The organism is Streptomyces sp. GD-15H (assembly GCF_045291515.1).
Classification (GTDB): Bacteria; Actinomycetota; Actinomycetes; order Streptomycetales; family Streptomycetaceae; genus Streptomyces.
In genome coordinates this window covers 3,655,963-3,673,319 of the sequence record NZ_CP149447.1, presented here as the reverse complement: position 1 = coordinate 3,673,319, position 17,357 = coordinate 3,655,963, and the positions used below count along the sequence as shown (strand labels likewise).

The window sequence follows — 17,357 nt, the reverse complement described above, 5'->3', positions numbered from 1 at the left end:
CCCTGCGCCACTTCCGCTCGGTGAGCTCGTCGAGGACGGCGAGGCTTTCGGCCTGGGCGAGGGAGTCCGGCACGATGTGGAAACCGTGGGCGGCAGTCGGCTGCGTCATGATTTCCGTCAGGGCCTGAGTTGGCGCGATGCCCCGCTCCTTGGCCGAATGCAGGTGCAGTACCCAAGCGCCGGCGCTGTTGGAGGCATCAGGGCCCGCAGCGTTGTGTAGTTCTACGCCAGCGGCATCGTCCTCGTCGTTCGCCCATACGTGACCGAGCACTCGGTTCTCGGTGTCGGCGAATGCCACGTACTGCACGGGACGTCCGGTGTGACGGGCGTAACGCGGTGGTCCTCCCGGCACGATGCGGCCGCCGACGCTCTCGGCGAAGCGTGGGTTGATCCGGCGGTCAGGGTGTGCGGAGCTCATGCTGGTTGGTCTTTCCTGATCGGGTACCACGTCGAGGTGCTCAGCACGGGCTGTGCCAGGCCCAGATCGGTCGCCGCGCTGGTGAGGCTGCCCGCGTCCGCGATCGCCATGATCGTCTTCAGATGCCGCAACTCCAGCTCGAGGAAGGGAACTTGCGGCGTGAAGGGGGCGGGGTGGGAACTGGTGCGGCCATTATCGGGACCGGCGCCCCCTTCCGTGCGGACCTCAGCGGTACCGGATCACGTGCAGTAGCTGAACCCCCGTCGGGTCGAAGGAGACGGGCTCGCCCGTGGAGCCGTCGACCACCATCACGCCGGTCTCCAGGCGGAGTGCGTTCACCAGTCGGCCGACGGCTTCCCGGCCCCGGCCGTTGGTACGGCGCGCCCAGATCAGGGCCCGCGCCGCGACCGGCAGGGCGGAGGCGGCTTCCATCGCCGACGCCCAGTCCCGGTGCTCGGACACCGACAGGACGGGGCCGAGTTCGGCGAGCGTCGGCTCGAACCACGCGGCGCGCGCCGGAGGCGGCGGCTTCGGAAGGTCCGCCGTCCCCGGGGTGGTGCCCGCGTCCCAACGGGCCAGCCAGGTCCACGGGTCGGTGTTGGGCAGGCCGAACGGCGCGGACTCGTCCTTCGGGACGACGACCGTCGCGTCGAGCATGGCGTCCCGCCACTGACCGTCGCGCAGGAAGTGCGTGGTGTTGCAGGAGAAGACCCAGCCGCGTGTGGTCTCGTCCTGCGCCGTCGGGGCGTGCAGCTCGACCTGGCCGTGGTAGGCGTCCTGGAGCCACCGGCGGGCCTTGTCGACGGCGGACGTGAAGTCCGGTGCCGGCTGTTCCCACGGGGCACGGCGTGGCGTGAAGGCCCCCGGCAGCGCGCGCATCAGCACCAGTTCGTGGACCAGCGAGGGGTCGAGCCGGGCGAGGGACGAGGTCAGGGCGTCCAGCAGGACCACCTGCCCCTTGTTGTTGTGCGCGTAGAGCAGGTTGCCCGTCGCCTCCTGGCCGCTGACCTCCCGCCGGACCCACACCAGGCCCCGCGTGTCCGGCCCGGTTTCCGTGACCGAGCGGACCACGTCGTCCCAGCCGCTGACGTCGACCCGTGTGCATTCGGGGAAGTACCGGCGGACCAGCCGGTCCCACCAGCCGGGTGCCTCGTCCGACGGACGCCAGGGCAGAGGCACGGAGGGAGCACCGTTGATCGCGGAGTGCAGGGAGACGACGCAGCCCCGGGCGTTGATCCGGCGGGACTGGTTCTCGACCCTGCGGACCGTCTCCTCCGGCGGGGCCGGCTCCAGGTCGGCCAACGGGGTGCTCGGCGCCGGGTGGAAGGGGCTGCCGCCGTTCTTGGGCACCACGACCGAGGCCGCGAGCATCGGCGTTTCCGGATAGCCGGCCTGCGGCAGGGCCCGGCAGGCCATCAACCAGGCGCCAGGGGTCTCGTGCACGGGGTAGGGGGTGGCCAGTTGGACGAGACCGCCGTAGGTGGCGTTCAACCAGGCCGTGGCCTGTTGCTCGGGGCTCGGCATGTCAGCGGTCCTTCCTCGGCGGCCAGCCGTGGGGCCACTCGCCCGATGCCTGCAATTCCATGTAGTGGTCCACCGGAAGATAGGTCGGGGAAAAGTGGGGGTCCGTTCCGTCGTGAGGCACGACGACGACCGATGTGAAAGGAGCCTGAGCGGCATCGCCCGTCTCGATGTGCTCCTTGAAATCGAATCGAACCGTCCAGCCGTATGCGTAATTGATACCCGTTTCGGGGAGCATCACCACGGAATCAGGCTTCTCCGGATATGCCTTCTTCTTGAGGTACTCGGAAGCCGCTGCGACGGCTTCGTCCCGACTCAACATTTAGGAACTCCCATTACGGTAAGGAATGTGCCCGATTGATGACACGTTTTTCTCCAGGATCCCGAGCGTGCCGCTCTGGCCGTCAAGGAAAACCACTCCGTGCTTGGTGTTCACAGCGTTGAACACGTGTGCGCTGCCGTCGGGTCGGCTGATGTACACAGCACTTCTGGAACCCTCACCCCGCGCTTGGAGATCCCTGATGACGTCATCGTAACTGTTGACCATGTCGTAGTGGCCCTTTGCCCTGTCCTTCATTCCAAGCTGCTCGGGGGGAATATGGTCGGGCTGCTGCTTCGGTGCCGCACTGACGTCGACTCCGTCCAGTCTGCGATCCACGGTTACGACGTTGTGGCTGCAGTTGTCTCTGTATCCAGGGTTTCCTTTATTGTTGACGTCCCTGAGCCATGGATACTCGCTGTCCAGGAAATCCTGGGCCTTCTTCGGGTCCACGGATTCGTAGTGAATCGCCCTCTCCTTGACATGGTCCGTGGACCGCGCAAGGTCACTCCAGTCCTTGGACGCCGCGCCGGCGGCGTCGTCGGCCAACTTCGTCCCGTTGGGCGCGGCCTTTCCGATTCCGGTCTCCACTCCCTCCTTCACCGCGAGCCGGAGGCCGCCGCGGGCCACCCCCGCGCCCTTGGTGCCGATCAGTTCGGGAACGAGGCGGCCGATGAACTCGGAGGGGTCCTTCTTGAAGCCCTCCACCGCGGCGGTCAACGCCCGGTCGGGGTGGGCCACGGTGGAGACCAGGCCGGAGAGCGTCATCGAGGTGTTCTCGAGGTACTCCGCCGGGTGGGTCAGGTTGTAGGGGTCCGCGGGGTTGATGCCGCGGACGAAGGTGACCAGGCCGGCCGTGCCCTTGACCACACCACCCACGAAGTGGGTGCCTTCGATGTTCCCCGCCATGAAGCCGTCGACGAGGTTGTTGCCGATGCGTTCCAGCGGCGGCGGCTCGGCCGGGGCGTGGGCCAGGGCTTTCCCGATGCTCCTCTCGGCGTCCGAGGCTGCGGTGTTGCGCTGCTTGCGCGCCTCGGCGAGGTTCTCGCGCGCCTGCCGGATGGTCTCCTTGCCGGGATCGCGGAACGGCCCGGGTGTCGGCCCGGGGTCCTGATCGGCCTTGATCTTGGCGTTGTACGCGTCGACCTGTTTGTTGTGGTCCTCGACGGCCTGCTCGGAGGCGCGTTTGCCCCGCTTGTAGAGCGCGATCGCTTCCTGTGCCTGCCTCTGTGCCCAGGTGACGGTGTCGGCGTAGGACTCCAGTGCGCCTGCGGCTGTCTCGCAGGCGTCGGCGGCCCGGAGCCACTTCGTGGGGTGGACGCCGAACTTCTCGCGGAAGGTTTCTCCGCCTTCGCCGCGCCAACTGGAGGAGTCGACCTTCTTCATCCCCGAGCCGACCTTGTCGAAGGCGGTGGAGAAGTCGCGGAGGTGTTTGGCGCTGCTCCGGATCCTTTCGGGGTTCCCGTGGATGAGTTCGTCGGCTTCCTCGGTCTGGCCGAGCTGCTGTTCGCCCGGTGTGGCGCCGAGGTCGGAGGCGAGCTCGTCGCCCCAGTCCTCCACCGCGTCCGCGGCGTCTTTCAGGCCGACCTTGTCCAGGCCTTCGCCGAGCCGGTCGGTGCCCCAGTCGACGCCTTCGCCGACGACCCTCTTGCCCGCGTCGATGCCGTGCTCAACGACCCTCAGGCCGCTGTTGAGACCGTCCTTCAGCTTTCCCAGGTCGTCACCGATGTCGTCGAGGACGCCCATCAGTCATCGCTCCCGTCACTCTGCACACGGGCGCGTTCCTCGGGCGAAGGGCCGAACTGCTCGTCCAGCATCCGCTCGTACTGGGCATCCGAAACCCCCAGGCGCTCGCGCACGCTCTCCGGGCCCACCCCCGGCAGACCGAGGTTCTCGGAGGTCATCACGTCCCGGCCCGCGTCTCTCCACCCCTGGGCGCTGTTCTCCCAAGCGCGTTCGAAGGACTCCTTGCTGTAGTCGGCGTCCCTGACGTGGGTGAACGCGTTGCTCGACAGAACCTGCTTCCAGTCCTTGCCGGTGATCTCCTCCTCCGAGGCGTACGGGTTGCCCATGACGGAGTTGACGCCGATCTTCATGGCGCCCTCCACGTACTGGTCGGTCTCGTAGTACGTGCCGGCCGCCAGCCCGGTCTTGAGCGCGAACCCGTTCCCCTCGTTGATCAGCGAGCGCACGCCCCACTCCCACCGCTCGCAGAAGGAGTCGAAGGCGCTCGTGAGGCCCGCCGCGCCCAGTTCGAGCCCGGACAGCGCGATGTCGCCGAAGCCACGGCCCGTGCCGGCCTCGCCGACCATGCCGAGTTCCTTCAGCTCGCCCAGGGCGAGCGTCAGTCCCTTGGCGATCTCGTCGAGACCGATCGCCGCCAGGTCCTTGCCGTTGCCGCCTCCCGTCATCGAGGCGCACCCCCTTGATGTACGTGATCCACGGCGAAGGCGTCGGGCACCACTCCCGACACCGGCGGAAACAGCACCGCGTGCTCGGCGCCGTCGGCCGCGTCCAGCGCCACGCCGCAGGGCACACCGGCCGCGGGTACCGCCACGTCCAGCAGCCGTGCCCCGAGCACCGTCTGATACGTCCACTCCTGGTGAGCCTCGTCGCGGGCCAACGCGTACCGGGCCAGGGCCGATTCGTCGGAGAAGGCCAGGATCCAGCGCACGCCGCCGAAGTCGGTGGTGAGCCATCCGCCGCTCCGGAGTGGGACCAGCACCGCGGTGTCCCGGAATGCCTCCAGCAGCGAGGCGAACTCACGGCGGCGGGCCGCCACTTCCTCGGCGGACGGTTCGACGACCTCGTCCGTCTCTCCCAAGCCCGGTGTCTCGGTCCCCTCGGCGGCCTCGGGCACCGGCGGCTCCGGGGCCGCCTCCGGCGGTTCGGGCCGCCGGGTCATCTCCGCGTAGTCGGCGAGCCGGGAACGCCGCACCGGCGCCCCCGCGCCACCCCCGTTGTCCATCATTTCCCAACCCTGACACATGAGCCTTATCGGCCGGTCAACAGCCTTGTCGGGCAACGATGTTACGCACACGATGACCACGCCGCTCCCACCGTCGTGACACGCCCCTGGGTGTCTGTCAGGGCTCCTTGTCCGCAGTGGCTGTCACCGCACTGGCGACGTCGCTGGGGTGTACCAACACGAGCCCGAAGACGACGTCTCCCACTCCCAGCGCCTCATCCTCCTCCGCCTCGCCGGCCGAGCTCACGGCACCGGAGCAGCGGCCGGGCCATCACCGACTGGCTGCCGGAGGGCCCCGGAGCGGTGACTGGAATCTGGGCTCCGTCCGGTTCCCGGAGGGGATCTCTTGGGTCAACGCCGACTGCGTCGCTGACACCGGTACGGGCAAGCTCACGCTGGCCATCGACACCGTGGGCGAGTTCACCGTCGACTGCCCCAGTACCGAGGTCCGCATCAACGTCAACCAGCTCGACTTGGTCGAGGGTCGCAAGGGACGCTTCCGAGTCGAAACCTCGGACAACGTCCGCTGGACGGCGGACATCCAAGTCCCCGACTGACACCCCGTGAAGCACGGCCTGAGTGCTGAGTGCCAGGCGCGCATCACGCCCGAACCACGGTGACGGGCACCTGTATCGGCCGGTGGAGGACGGCAGGCTCACCTTCACCGGCCGAGCGGTGGCGGCCGGTGCGGCAGGCCCGGTCGGCGAGGGGCATCAGGTGTGCGCCGCGTGAGCACTTCTCGGGAAAGTGCCCGCGGTTTCGAGGGGGTGCGTGCAGAGGGTGGGACGTCGGCTGAGGTGGGCCGGTGTGCTGCGGTGATCTCGAACGTGTGAATTGTGCGTTCGGCTCTGCCGGGGGCTCCTGTCGCGATCTAGCGTGAGTTGTGACGAGGTGGCTACGTACGGTAACTGTCCGTCGGTTGTCCGGTGCTGTCCGGACGGTCGGGGCGGTTGGTACGGGTAGGGCGTCGCGGTACGGCGCGGGACGACGGAGGGGCGCGGCATGACGGTGGACGGCGAGGCGGTACAGCTCAGGAGCGAGGCGGACGAGCCGGGGTGGGAGGTCGATCCGGACGACGAGTGGGGCGTCGCGGTCATCACCACGGTGGGGCGGCAGTTGAAGCTGCGGCGCGAGGCGGTGGGGATGCGGGCCGGCGAGTTCGGGGCGGCGGTCGGGTACGGGGAGGACCTGGTCTACAAGGTCGAGGGCGGGAAGCGGATTCCTCGGCAGGAGTATCTGGACAGGGCTGACGAGGTGTTGGGAGCGGGTGGGTTGCTCTCGGCGGCTTGGGAGGATGTGAAGAGGGTCCGGTACCCGAAGAAAGTGCGGGACTTGGCTCGTGTGGAGGCACAGGCTGTCGAGCTGACCGCGTACGGCACCCACAACCTTCACGGTCTGTTGCAGACAGCGGACTACATGCGGACGCTGTTCGAGATGCGGCGGCCGGCGCACTCGCAGGACCAAGTGGAGCGGCTGGTGAGTGCACGTATGGCCCGTAAGACGATCTTTGAGCGGGACCCGGCTCCGGAACTGTGCTTTGTCCAAGAAGAGGCGACGCTCAGGCGGCCACTCGGGGGAAAAATGGTGCTGCGCCGCCAGTTGGAACACCTCCTGGAACTCGGTCAAATGCGGAACGTTGAGATCCAGGTGATGCCGATCGACCGTGCGGTCCATGCTGGCATGGGAGGCGAGATCCAGGTGCTCAAGTTCGCCGACGGTACGGCAGTTGGTCGAGCCGAGGGGGACTTCGGTAGCCGTCCCGTCTCGGAATGGAAGCATCTACGGATCATGGAACTGCGGTGTGGCATCATCCGGGCTCAGGCTCTCTCGCCAGGGGAGTCGCTGGCTTTCATCGAGCAAGTGCTGGGAGAGACATGATCCGCAAAACGTCTGCTGAGGACGGCTCGGGGCTGCGGTGGTTCAAGAGCAGCTATAGCGACAGCAGCAACAGCAACGAGTGCGTTGAGGTCGCGACCACGCTGGACGCGGTGCACGTCCGTGACTCCAAGAACACGGGAGGCCCCCAGTTCGCGGTCACCCGCAGCGCGTGGGTGGACTTCCTGACGTACGCCTCGGGAAGCTGACCATCGCCCGCCCTCAACTCTTCGGCCTGATGTTCGCGTTGAGGTGGAAGAGGTTGGTGGGGTCGTACTTCGCCTTGACTGCAGAGAGCCGTTCGTAGTTCGTGCCGTAGCCCTCGCGCAGGAGCTGCTCGCCCTCCTCGAGGAAGCCGGGGAAGTTGAGGTAGAGGCCCCCGGTGGAGAACGAACTCAGGTCGGCGAAGGTGTCGCGTACCCAGGCCATGTTCTCGGCCGAGTCGGCTTCCGCCTCCCAGTTCGCCTCGATTCCGAGCAGGTAGGGGGCGTCGCGGTTGGCGAAGGCGGTCTCCTCCTCGCCGACACGGGCCATGGCACCGCCCTGGTACCAGACGTCGATGGTGGTCTGGGGCGAAGGCGCCGCGGCGGCGTGCTCGGCGAGCCGCTCGATCAGCTCGTCGCCGAGCTCGGGCACGTTCACGGACTTCCAGTAGTAGCGCCAGCCGTCGGGGTAGTCCTCGTCCAGGATCGCCTGGACTTCCGTGTAGGGCATGGTGCCGCTGAGGTCGCAGATCGGGTCGGCGATCTCTCGCAGCGGCCGTAGCAGCCGCTCGCCGTCCGCCGGGTCGCCCGGGTACGGCGCGAGCAGTGCTGCGAAGCTCTTCCCGTGTGCCTCGGGCGGGAAGGGCTCTGCCTCCGGGACCTTCCCGAGGATGCCGATCGGGGCGAAGTCGTCCGGCCTCTGGGACAGGTAGTGCTCGCAGGCCCGCAGCACCTCCTTGGTGGCGGCTGCGGGGTAGAACACGAAGCAGAGGAAGACCTCCGGCCCGAGGGGATGCAGGCGGTACTCGAACGAGGTGACGACGCCGAAGTTGCCGCCACCGCCCCGGATCGCCCAGAAGAGGTCCTGGTTCTGGCTCCCGTCGGCGACCAGGAGGCGCCCGTCAGCGGTGACAACCCGTGCGGACAGGAGATTGTCGCAGCTCAGCCCGTGTTTACGCCGGAGCCAGCCTATTCCCCCGGACAAGGTCAGGCCGGCTACCCCCGTCTGCGTCACCACGCCCAACGGAGTGGCAAGCCCATGACGCTGAGTCTCCCGGTCGACGTCCCCCAACGTGCAGCCACCCTGTGCGACCGCCCTCCGCCCCTCCGGGTCGACCTCGACACCTCTCATCCCCGACAGATCGATGACCAGACCACCGTCGCAGACCGCCTGACCGGCGACGCCGTGTCCGCCCCCGCGCACGGCGACGAGCATCTCGTTGTCGCGGGCGAAGTCGACCGCGGCGACCACGTCCTCGTCGCCCGCACACCGGGCCACCAGTGCCGGGCGCCTGTCGATCATGCCGTTCCAGAGCTCTCGTGCCGGCTCGTAGTCGGCCTCCCCGGGCCGGATGAGCCGCCCCCGCAACCTGGAGGCGAACGCGTCCACGAGGGAGCCCGGAACGTCCGCCTGCCCGCCGCGCTCCCCCTCCTCCCTCTTGATCGGCGTACTGCTGTGGCTGTGGCTCCCGCTCATGGGGATCACCTCCCGGTTTTCAGCATCACGCCTGACGGGACGAGGTGCCATCCGAGCTCCCCGCGCACCGTGTGGCCAGTTGCCGAGGGCGGCGGCATCCGGCCGTGGGCCCTCCCCGCTCGGACCGGGGCCGCCGTCCCGCGCTGCGTACGCAGGGTCTCGAATAGCGGACAATCATGCGAGGCCCTTGGCCTTCCGCTTAACACATGAGTAACACTGAAGGGTCGACTGCCGTACCGAGAACCCCCGAGGCGGTCACCGTCCTGCGCGAGGCAATGGCGCCGCGCGCCCATCACCGGGCCCGTACCGGTGTCAGCCGCGCCAGAAAGGGACTCCGTGACTTCACGACCCGACTTCCACACCTCGCTGGACCGTCTGCGTACCGACATCCTGCGCCGGAATCCGGCCGAACCCGAGTTCCACCAGGCCGCACGTGAGGTGCTGGACACCCTCGGGCCGGTGCTTTCGGCGCGTCCGGAGTACGCGGACCCGGGGCTCGTCGAGCGGCTCATCGAGCCGGAGCGGCAGATCATCTTCCGGGTGCCGTGGCAGGACGACCAGGGGCGTGTTCACGTAAACCGGGGATTCCGGATCGAGTACAACAGCGCCCTCGGCCCGTACAAAGGCGGTCTGCGCTTCCACCCCTCGGTGAACCTCGGGATCATCAAGTTCCTGGGCTTCGAGCAGGTCTTCAAGAACGCGCTGACCGGGCTCGGCATCGGCGGCGGCAAGGGCGGCAGCGACTTCGACCCGCAGGGCCGCAGCGACGCGGAGGTCATGCGCTTCTGCCAGTCGTTCATGACGGAGCTGTACCGGCACATCGGTGAGTACACCGACGTACCGGCGGGCGACATCGGTGTCGGCGCCCGTGAGATCGGCTACCTGTTCGGCCAGTACCGGCGGATCACCAACCGCTGGGAGGGCGGCGTACTGACCGGCAAGCGCGCCGGCTGGGGCGGCTCGCTGATACGGCCGGAGGCGACCGGATACGGCAACGTGCTGTTCGCGGAGGCGATGCTGAGTGAGCGTGGCGAGGACCTGGAGGGCCAGACCGCGGTCGTCTCCGGATCCGGAAACGTCGCGATCTACACCATCCAGAAGCTGACGGCCCTCGGGGCCAACCCGGTGACCTGTTCCGACTCCAGCGGCTACGTCTTCGACAAGAAGGGCATCGACGTCGAGCTGCTGTGCCAGATCAAGGAGGTCGAGCGCGGCCGGGTGAGCGCGTACGCCGAGCGGCGTGGCGCCTCCGCGCGGTTCGTGCCCGGCGGGCGGGTCTGGGAGGTCCCGGCCGACATCGCCCTGCCGTCGGCGACGCAGAACGAGCTGAACGCGGACGCCGCCGCGGTGCTCATCCGTAACGGCGTGAAGGCGGTGTCGGAGGGCGCGAACATGCCGACGACGCCGGATGCCGTGCAGCTCCTCCAGAAGGCCGGAGTCGCCTTCGGGCCCGGCAAGGCCGCGAACGCCGGCGGGGTGGCGGTCAGCGCGCTGGAGATGACGCAGAACGCGTCCCGCACGACGTGGAAGGCCGACCAGGTCGAGAACGAGTTGGCCCGCATCATGACCGACATCCACCGCACGTGCGCCGAGACCGCCGACCGCTACGGCGCTCCCGGCGACTACGTCACGGGCGCGAACATCGCCGGCTTCGAGCGCGTCGCGGACGCGGTACTGGCGCAGGGAGTCATCTGACGGTGCCGGTCCGGTGGGGGAGGGTCGAGGTCCTCCCCCACCGGACCGGGGGACTACCCCACATGGCCCTGGCCTCGCGCGACCCGGCCGTGGAGACTCGGACACATGCAGAAACTCTCCCTCGACACCCTCGCCCGCGAGCAGCTCGAACGCGCCACCGCCTCCACCACCGGCCGCAGCGCGAGCACGGTCTACGGCGGCCACGAACACACGCTGCGCCAGACCCTCCTCGCCCTCACCGCCGGCGCCTCCCTCGCCGAACACGAGAACCCCGGCGAGGCGACCCTGCTGGTCCTGCGCGGTCGGGTCCGCCTCGCCAGCGGCGACACGTCGTGGGAGGGCCAGACCGGAGACCTGCTCGTCGTCCCACAGGCCCGCCACGCCCTGGAGGCACTGGAGGACGCGGCGGTGGTCCTCACCGTCGCCAAGCGGGGCTGAGGCGGTCTCGGGGTTCCGGTGGGGTTGGCCTCCCCAGCGGTTCGCGCAATGGCACGATGTCCGCACAGGTGATCGGGTGGACGGGGAGGCCGGCGCCATGGTCCGCCACCTGGAGACGCCGACCGTCGAGCGAGGCGGTTTCCGGATCAAGGCGCCGGATTCCTGGTGGGAGGGCGACGTGCGGCCGGAGCCGCGGGACGACCCGATCCACCGGGTGGTGAGTGAACGCCTGCGGCAGCACCCGGAGTCGGCGCCGCACCGGGACACGTGCCTCACGGGTACGGTTCGCCTGCGACGGCGAGCTGCGCGTCACCTCGGTGACCAGCCGGCAGGGCTCCGCAGGGGAGTACGTCATCTACGACGAGGCTGGGCCGCCTGGTCCGGGAGCGGGACTTCTGCGCCGGCACGGGCGGTGTCCGGCCGCCGGCCCCCACGCCCGACGAAGCGATGCAAGGACTCACCGGAAGGATCCAGCCGGTGGCTTCCTCTTGGTCATCGGAGGCGGACGCGCGCCCCGGGTTTGAGTTGCGTCACGCCCGGGGTATTCTCTCCGCTTCGATTGGCCAGCCCCGCACCCCGTGTGGCAAACTAGCGGGGTTGCTCGGTCGAGTGCCGATGCTGCGCGCCTCCCGCCGGGGGGACCGGAAGCGAGTCCCACAGTACTCGTCGTCCCACGCATTGCACCGAGAGGTGCAGGGGCGGACGTACGGGAATCTTCCGGGAAGCGTCAGCGGGGTGCAGACCAGGCGCCCGGTGGGCCTCTCGCCCCCATCCGCGGTTCCGGAAGGGTCCGCACTCCCCGACAGGGAAGTTCCGCCAAGGGACATTCATGTCAACGGGAGCGCGACACGCCCGACCGCGTGGGTCGGAGGGGAGAGTGGGAACACCGGGTTCCGGAGCGTTTTCTAGAGACAGGACTACGAAGCAGCCATGGCGGGACAGAAGATCCGCATCCGGCTCAAGGCCTACGACCACGAGGTCATCGATTCCTCGGCGAAGAAGATCGTCGAGACGGTGACGCGTACTGGTGCGTCGGTCGCGGGCCCGGTGCCGCTGCCCACTGAGAAGAACGTGTACTGCGTCATCAAGTCGCCGCACAAGTACAAGGACTCGCGCGAGCACTTCGAGATGCGCACGCACAAGCGCCTCATCGACATCCTCGACCCGACTCCCAAGACCGTTGACTCTCTGATGCGACTCGACCTCCCGGCCGGTGTCGACATCGAGATCAAGCTCTGAGGGCCGGTGATCTGAGAGATGACCAAGCAGATCAAGGGCATCCTGGGCGAGAAGCTCGGCATGACGCAGGTGTGGGACGAGAGCAACCGTGTTGTTCCCGTCACCGTCGTCAAGGCCGGGCCCAACGTCGTCACCCAGGTCCGTACGAATGACGCCGACGGCTACGAGTCCGTGCAGATCGCCTTCGGCGAGATCGACCCGCGCAAGGTGAACAAGCCCCTCAAGGGTCACTTCGCCAAGGCCGACGTCACCCCCCGTCGCCACCTCGTCGAGATCCGCACCGCGGACGCCTCCGAGTACACGCTGGGCCAGGAAGTCACCGCTGAGGTGTTCGAGGCCGGCGTGAAGGTCGACGTGACCGCGAAGAGCAAGGGCAAGGGCTTCAGCGGCGTCATGAAGCGCCACAACTTCAAGGGCAACAACGCCTCGCACGGTGCCAAGCGCGTGCACCGCACGCCCGGTTCCATCGGCGGCTGTGCCACCCCGGGTCGTGTGTTCAAGGGCCAGCGCATGGCGGGCCGCATGGGCAACGAGCGGGTCACCACCCAGAACCTGACCGTCCACGCCGTTGACGCGGAGAAGGGGCTGCTGCTCATCAAGGGCGCGGTTCCCGGTCCGAACGGCGGCCTCGTCCTGGTCCGCACCGCGGCCAAGGGGGCCTGAGGTAAGCGATGAGTACTGCGACAAGCATTGACATCCTTTCGCCGGCGGGCGACAAGGCCGGTACCGTCGAGCTCCCCTCGGAGATCTTCGACGTGGAGAAGGTCAGCATTCCGCTGATCCACCAGGTCGTCGTCGCTCAGCTGGCCGCTGCCCGCCAGGGCACGCACAAGACCAAGACCCGCGGTGAAGTCCGTGGTGGCGGCAGGAAGCCGTACCGCCAGAAGGGCACCGGCCGCGCCCGTCAGGGTTCGACCCGTGCGCCGCAGTTCGCCGGCGGTGGCATCGTCCACGGCCCGCAGCCGCGCGACTACTCGCAGCGGACCCCGAAGAAGATGAAGGCCGCGGCCCTGCGCCACGCCCTCACCGACCGGGCCCGCCACGACCGCATTCACGTCGTCACCGGCGTGATCGAGGGTGAGACCCCCTCCACGAAGGCCGCCAAGACGCTGTTCGGCAAGATCTCGGAGCGCAAGAACCTGCTCCTGGTCGTCGACCGCGCCGACGAGGCCGCGTGGCTGTCCGCCCGCAACCTGCCCCAGGTGCACATCCTGGAGCCGGGCCAGCTGAACACGTACGACGTTCTCGTCTCGGACGACGTGGTCTTCACCAAGGCCGCTTTCGAGTCCTTCGTCGCCGGCCCGAACAAGGCCAACGACAACGAAGGGAGCGAGGTCTGATGGCTATCCGTCACCCCTCCATCGCCTCCAAGGCGGCGAAGAAGGCCAAGGAGGCGCGCCTCAAGAAGGCGCGTCGCCACGCCACCGAAGGCAAGAACACCGTCGTCACCCCGGTGAGCAAGTCGTTCACGGACCCCCGTGACGTCTTGGTCAAGCCGGTCGTGTCGGAGAAGAGCTACGCGCTCATCGACGAGAACAAGTACACGTTCATCGTCGCTCCGGGCTCCAACAAGACGGAGATCAAGGAGGCCGTGCAGGCGGTCTTCTCGGTCAAGGTCACCGGCGTCAACACGATCAACCGCCAGGGCAAGCGCAAGCGCACGCGTACCGGCTTCGGCCAGCGCGTGGGCACCAAGCGCGCGATCGTGACCCTCGCCGAGGGCGACCGTATCGACATCTTCGGCGGTCCGACCTCCTGACGGAGGTCCGGAGCGTCCAGATTTCGGAACAAACTTCCGAGGACTGAGAGACAATGGGTATCCGCAAGTACAAGCCGACGACCCCGGGCCGTCGTGGCTCCAGCGTCGCCGACTTCGTCGAGGTCACGCGGTCCACGCCGGAGAAGTCGCTGGTCCGTCCCCTGCACAGCAAGGGCGGCCGTAACAATTCCGGTCGTGTGACCGTTCGCCACCAGGGTGGCGGACACAAGCGCGCCTACCGCGTGATCGACTTCCGTCGTCACGACAAGGACGGCGTGCCGGCGAAGGTCGCGCACATCGAGTACGACCCCAACCGCACCGCGCGCATCGCGCTCCTGCACTACGCGGACGGCGAGAAGCGCTACATTCTCGCGCCGCGTGGCCTGAGCCAGGGCGATCGCGTCGAGAACGGTCCCGAGGCCGACATCAAGCCGGGCAACAACCTTGCCCTGCGCAACGTTCCGGTCGGTACGACGCTGCACGCCATCGAGCTGCGTCCCGGCGGCGGCGCCAAGTTCGCCCGCTCCGCCGGCGCCTCGGTGCAGCTGCTCGCGAAGGAGGGCTCCATGGCCCACCTGCGCATGCCGTCCGGTGAGATCCGCCTGGTCGACGTCCGCTGCCGCGGCACCGTCGGCGAGGTCGGCAACGCCGAGCAGAACAACATCAGCTGGGGCAAGGCCGGTCGTAAGCGCTGGCTGGGCGTTCGCCCGAGCGTGCGTGGTGTGGTCATGAACCCGGTTGACCACCCGCACGGTGGTGGTGAGGGCCGTACCTCCGGTGGTCGCCACCCGGTGTCCCCGTGGGGCCAGAAGGAAGGCCGTACTCGGGCGCCCAAGAAGGCGTCGAACAAGTACATCGTCCGCCGCCGCAAGACGAACAAGAAGCGCTAAGGACGGGTTGAGATGCCTCGTAGTCTGAAGAAGGGGCCCTTCGTCGACGACCACCTGATCAAGAAGGTGGACGTCCAGAACGAAGCCGGCACCAAGAACGTCATCAAGACCTGGTCCCGTCGCTCGATGATCGTCCCGGCCATGCTCGGCCACACGATCGCGGTGCACAACGGCAAGACCCACATTCCGGTGTTCGTCACCGAGTCGATGGTCGGCCACAAGCTCGGCGAGTTCTCGCCGACGCGCACCTTCCGGGGTCACGTCAAGGACGACCGGAAGTCGAAGCGCCGCTAAAGGGCGGAGTGGAATGACCATGACAGACACTGGAAGGACAACCATGGAAGCCAGGGCCCAGGCGCGGTACATCCGCGTCACGCCCATGAAGGCCCGCCGTGTGGTGGACCTCATCCGTGGCATGGATGCCACGGAGGCTCAGGCGGTCCTGCGTTTCGCCCCGCAGGCCGCGAGCGTGCCGGTCGGCAAGGTGCTGGACAGCGCCATTGCCAACGCCGCGCACAACTACGACCACACCGACGCCGACAGCCTCTTCATTTCCGAGGCGTACGTCGACGAGGGTCCGACCCTGAAGCGGTTCCGGCCGCGCGCCCAGGGCCGTGCCTACCGGATCCGCAAGCGGACCAGCCACATCACCGTGGTCGTCAGCAGCAAGGAAGGAACCCGGTAATGGGCCAGAAGGTAAACCCGCACGGGTTCCGGCTCGGTGTCACGACCGACTTCAAGTCGCGTTGGTACGCCGACAAGCTGTACAAGGACTACGTCAAGGAAGACGTCGCCATCCGTCGGATGATGACGTCCGGCATGGAGCGCGCCGGCATCTCGAAGGTGGAGATCGAGCGCACCCGTGACCGTGTGCGGGTGGACATCCACACCGCGCGTCCGGGCATCGTCATCGGCCGCCGCGGCGCCGAGGCCGACCGCATCCGCGGCGACCTCGAGAAGCTCACGGGCAAGCAGGTCCAGCTGAACATCCTCGAGGTCAAGAACCCCGAGACGGACGCTCAGCTGGTCGCCCAGGCCGTCGCCGAGCAGCTCTCCTCCCGCGTCTCCTTCCGCCGTGCCATGCGCAAGAGCATGCAGTCGGCGATGAAGGCGGGCGCCAAGGGCATCAAGATCCAGTGCGGTGGCCGTCTCGGCGGCGCCGAGATGTCCCGCTCGGAGTTCTACCGCGAGGGCCGTGTGCCCCTGCACACGCTCCGCGCGAACGTGGACTACGGCTTCTTCGAGGCCAAGACGACCTTCGGCCGCATCGGTGTGAAGGTCTGGATCTACAAGGGCGACGTCAAGAACATCGCCGAGGTCCGCGCCGAGAACGCCGCTGCCCGCGCCGGCAACCGCCCGGCTCGTGGCGGCGCCGACCGCCCGGCCCGTGGTGGCCGTGGTGGCGAGCGTGGCGGGCGCGGTCGTAAGCCGCAGCAGGCTCCGGCTGCCGAGGCCCCCAAGGCCGAGGCTCCCGCTGCCGCCGCTCCGGCTGAGAGCACCGGAACGGAGGCCTGACCGACATGCTGATCCCCCGTAGGGTCAAGCACCGCAAGCAGCACCACCCCGGCCGCAGCGGCATGTCCAAGGGCGGAACGCAGGTTGCGTTCGGCGAGTACGGCATCCAGGCGGTGACCCCGGCGTACGTGACGAACCGCCAGATCGAGGCTGCTCGTATCGCCATGACCCGCCACATCAAGCGTGGCGGCAAGGTCTGGATCAACATCTACCCGGACCGCCCGCTGACGAAGAAGCCGGCCGAGACCCGCATGGGTTCCGGTAAGGGTTCTCCGGAGTGGTGGATCGCCAACGTCAAGCCCGGACGCGTCATGTTCGAGCTGTCGTACCCCAACGAGAAGATCGCCCGTGAGGCGCTGACCCGTGCGGCCCACAAGCTGCCGATGAAGTGCCGGATCGTCAAGCGCGAGGCAGGTGAAGCGTGATGTCGGCCGGTACCAAGGCGTCCGAGCTGCGCGAGCTGGGCAACGAGGAGCTTCTGGCGAAGCTCCGCGAGGCCAAGGAAGAACTGTTCAATCTCCGCTTCCAGGCGGCGACCGGGCAGCTTGAGAACCACGGCCGTCTCAAGGCGGTCCGCAAGGACATCGCGCGGATCTACACCCTGATGCGCGAGCGTGAGCTGGGCATCGAAACGGTGGAGAGCGCCTGATGAGCGAGAACAACGTGACTGACACTGCACACGACAGCGGCTCCGCCGCGGGTTCGCAGCGGGGCTTCCGCAAGAGCCGTGAAGGCATCGTCGTCAGCGACAAGATGGACAAGACCGTCGTCGTCGCCGTCGAGGACCGCAAGAAGCACGCGCTGTACGGCAAGGTCATCCGCAGCACGAGCAAGCTCAAGGCCCACGACGAGCAGAACGCCGCCGGCATCGGCGACCGTGTCCTCCTGATGGAGACCCGGCCGATGTCCGCGACGAAGCACTGGCGCATCGTCGAGATCCTCGAGAAGGCCAAGTAAGTCTCCTGCGGGGCACCCCTCGCAGGACAGTTCCGCCAGGCTCCGGGGGCCGTTCGCTCACGCAGGTGAGCGGCCCCCGGGGA

General features: G+C 68.0%; 22 protein-coding genes and 1 pseudogene. 16 read left to right on the top strand and 7 right to left on the bottom strand.

What is annotated here, in order from left to right:
- Nucleotides 1-456 precede the first annotated feature (456 nt).
- From WJ438_RS17105 to WJ438_RS17080, 6 genes and pseudogenes are all read right to left on the bottom strand, one after another.
- Nucleotides 457-549 (bottom strand): annotated as a pseudogene (locus WJ438_RS17105) (LysR family transcriptional regulator); the annotation flags it as partial.
- 94 nt (nucleotides 550-643) lie between these two features.
- The gene (locus tag WJ438_RS17100) at nucleotides 644-1,942 is read right to left on the bottom strand and encodes a YrhB domain-containing protein (protein ID WP_406726022.1); all 1,299 of its coding nucleotides are present in this window, start codon (nucleotides 1,940-1,942) and stop codon (nucleotides 644-646) included.
- 1 nt (nucleotide 1,943) lies between these two features.
- Entirely contained in the window at nucleotides 1,944-2,261 is a 318-nt protein-coding gene (locus WJ438_RS17095; RefSeq protein ID WP_406726021.1) for a YrhB domain-containing protein, read from the bottom strand.
- A complete protein-coding gene (locus WJ438_RS17090) occupies nucleotides 2,262-4,004 on the bottom strand; it encodes a putative T7SS-secreted protein (RefSeq protein ID WP_406726020.1) in 1,743 nt (580 codons plus the stop codon).
- Complete coding sequence (locus WJ438_RS17085; protein WP_406726019.1) at nucleotides 4,004-4,669, bottom strand: hypothetical protein; 666 nt, start codon at nucleotides 4,667-4,669, stop codon at nucleotides 4,004-4,006. Before WJ438_RS17085 ends, WJ438_RS17090 begins: the two co-directional genes overlap by 1 nt.
- On the bottom strand, nucleotides 4,666-5,229 hold the full coding sequence (locus tag WJ438_RS17080) for a hypothetical protein (RefSeq protein ID WP_406726018.1): 564 nt from the start codon (nucleotides 5,227-5,229) through the stop codon (nucleotides 4,666-4,668). Before WJ438_RS17080 ends, WJ438_RS17085 begins: the two co-directional genes overlap by 4 nt.
- A gap of 134 nt (nucleotides 5,230-5,363) precedes the next feature.
- Here WJ438_RS17080 and WJ438_RS17075 point away from each other — a divergent pair, with 134 nt between their 5' ends.
- From WJ438_RS17075 to WJ438_RS17065, 3 genes are all read left to right on the top strand, one after another.
- Nucleotides 5,364-5,783, top strand: a complete 420-nt coding sequence (locus WJ438_RS17075; protein ID WP_406726017.1) for a hypothetical protein — start codon at nucleotides 5,364-5,366, stop codon at nucleotides 5,781-5,783.
- A gap of 445 nt (nucleotides 5,784-6,228) precedes the next feature.
- Nucleotides 6,229-7,104: a helix-turn-helix domain-containing protein gene (locus tag WJ438_RS17070; RefSeq protein WP_406726016.1), complete on the top strand. Its 876-nt coding sequence runs from the start codon at nucleotides 6,229-6,231 to the stop codon at nucleotides 7,102-7,104.
- Complete coding sequence (locus tag WJ438_RS17065; protein WP_406726015.1) at nucleotides 7,101-7,310, top strand: DUF397 domain-containing protein; 210 nt, start codon at nucleotides 7,101-7,103, stop codon at nucleotides 7,308-7,310. The genes WJ438_RS17070 and WJ438_RS17065 overlap by 4 nt, the downstream gene beginning before the upstream one ends.
- A 13-nt stretch (nucleotides 7,311-7,323) precedes the next feature.
- Here the strand turns inward: WJ438_RS17065 and WJ438_RS17060 are convergent, their stop codons facing one another.
- Nucleotides 7,324-8,781, bottom strand: a complete 1,458-nt coding sequence (locus WJ438_RS17060; protein ID WP_406726014.1) for an FAD-binding oxidoreductase — start codon at nucleotides 8,779-8,781, stop codon at nucleotides 7,324-7,326.
- Between the two features lie 336 nt (nucleotides 8,782-9,117).
- On the opposite strand from WJ438_RS17060, the gene gdhA reads away from it, so the two are divergent.
- From gdhA to rpsQ, 13 genes are all read left to right on the top strand, one after another.
- A complete protein-coding gene (gene gdhA / locus WJ438_RS17055; protein ID WP_406726013.1) occupies nucleotides 9,118-10,476 on the top strand; it encodes an NADP-specific glutamate dehydrogenase in 1,359 nt (452 codons plus the stop codon).
- 105 nt (nucleotides 10,477-10,581) lie between these two features.
- On the top strand, nucleotides 10,582-10,914 hold the full coding sequence (locus WJ438_RS17050; protein WP_406726012.1) for a cupin domain-containing protein: 333 nt from the start codon (nucleotides 10,582-10,584) through the stop codon (nucleotides 10,912-10,914).
- A 930-nt stretch (nucleotides 10,915-11,844) separates the two neighbouring features.
- Nucleotides 11,845-12,153, top strand: a complete 309-nt coding sequence (gene rpsJ, locus WJ438_RS17045) for a 30S ribosomal protein S10 (protein ID WP_003948644.1) — start codon at nucleotides 11,845-11,847, stop codon at nucleotides 12,151-12,153.
- A gap of 18 nt (nucleotides 12,154-12,171) precedes the next feature.
- On the top strand, nucleotides 12,172-12,816 hold the full coding sequence (gene rplC, locus WJ438_RS17040; RefSeq protein ID WP_406726011.1) for a 50S ribosomal protein L3: 645 nt from the start codon (nucleotides 12,172-12,174) through the stop codon (nucleotides 12,814-12,816).
- 8 nt (nucleotides 12,817-12,824) lie between these two features.
- Nucleotides 12,825-13,493: a 50S ribosomal protein L4 gene (rplD, locus tag WJ438_RS17035; RefSeq protein ID WP_406726010.1), complete on the top strand. Its 669-nt coding sequence runs from the start codon at nucleotides 12,825-12,827 to the stop codon at nucleotides 13,491-13,493.
- Nucleotides 13,493-13,912, top strand: a complete 420-nt coding sequence (gene rplW / locus WJ438_RS17030; RefSeq protein WP_406726009.1) for a 50S ribosomal protein L23 — start codon at nucleotides 13,493-13,495, stop codon at nucleotides 13,910-13,912. Before rplD ends, rplW begins: the two co-directional genes overlap by 1 nt.
- Before the next feature lie 53 nt (nucleotides 13,913-13,965).
- Nucleotides 13,966-14,802: a 50S ribosomal protein L2 gene (gene rplB, locus WJ438_RS17025; RefSeq protein ID WP_406726008.1), complete on the top strand. Its 837-nt coding sequence runs from the start codon at nucleotides 13,966-13,968 to the stop codon at nucleotides 14,800-14,802.
- Between the two features lie 12 nt (nucleotides 14,803-14,814).
- Entirely contained in the window at nucleotides 14,815-15,096 is a 282-nt protein-coding gene (gene rpsS, locus WJ438_RS17020; protein WP_003948639.1) for a 30S ribosomal protein S19, read from the top strand.
- Nucleotides 15,097-15,139: 43 nt separating this feature from the next.
- On the top strand, nucleotides 15,140-15,487 hold the full coding sequence (gene rplV, locus WJ438_RS17015) for a 50S ribosomal protein L22 (protein ID WP_003974262.1): 348 nt from the start codon (nucleotides 15,140-15,142) through the stop codon (nucleotides 15,485-15,487).
- The gene (gene rpsC / locus WJ438_RS17010; protein WP_406726007.1) at nucleotides 15,487-16,317 is read left to right on the top strand and encodes a 30S ribosomal protein S3; all 831 of its coding nucleotides are present in this window, start codon (nucleotides 15,487-15,489) and stop codon (nucleotides 16,315-16,317) included. Before rplV ends, rpsC begins: the two co-directional genes overlap by 1 nt.
- Before the next feature lie 5 nt (nucleotides 16,318-16,322).
- Nucleotides 16,323-16,742 (top strand): 50S ribosomal protein L16, encoded by a 420-nt coding sequence (rplP, locus tag WJ438_RS17005; protein WP_406726006.1) that lies wholly within the window; start codon nucleotides 16,323-16,325, stop codon nucleotides 16,740-16,742.
- A complete protein-coding gene (gene rpmC, locus WJ438_RS17000; RefSeq protein WP_003974259.1) occupies nucleotides 16,742-16,966 on the top strand; it encodes a 50S ribosomal protein L29 in 225 nt (74 codons plus the stop codon). Before rplP ends, rpmC begins: the two co-directional genes overlap by 1 nt.
- On the top strand, nucleotides 16,966-17,274 hold the full coding sequence (gene rpsQ, locus WJ438_RS16995) for a 30S ribosomal protein S17 (protein WP_406726005.1): 309 nt from the start codon (nucleotides 16,966-16,968) through the stop codon (nucleotides 17,272-17,274). The genes rpmC and rpsQ overlap by 1 nt, the downstream gene beginning before the upstream one ends.
- Nucleotides 17,275-17,357: the final 83 nt, after the last annotated feature.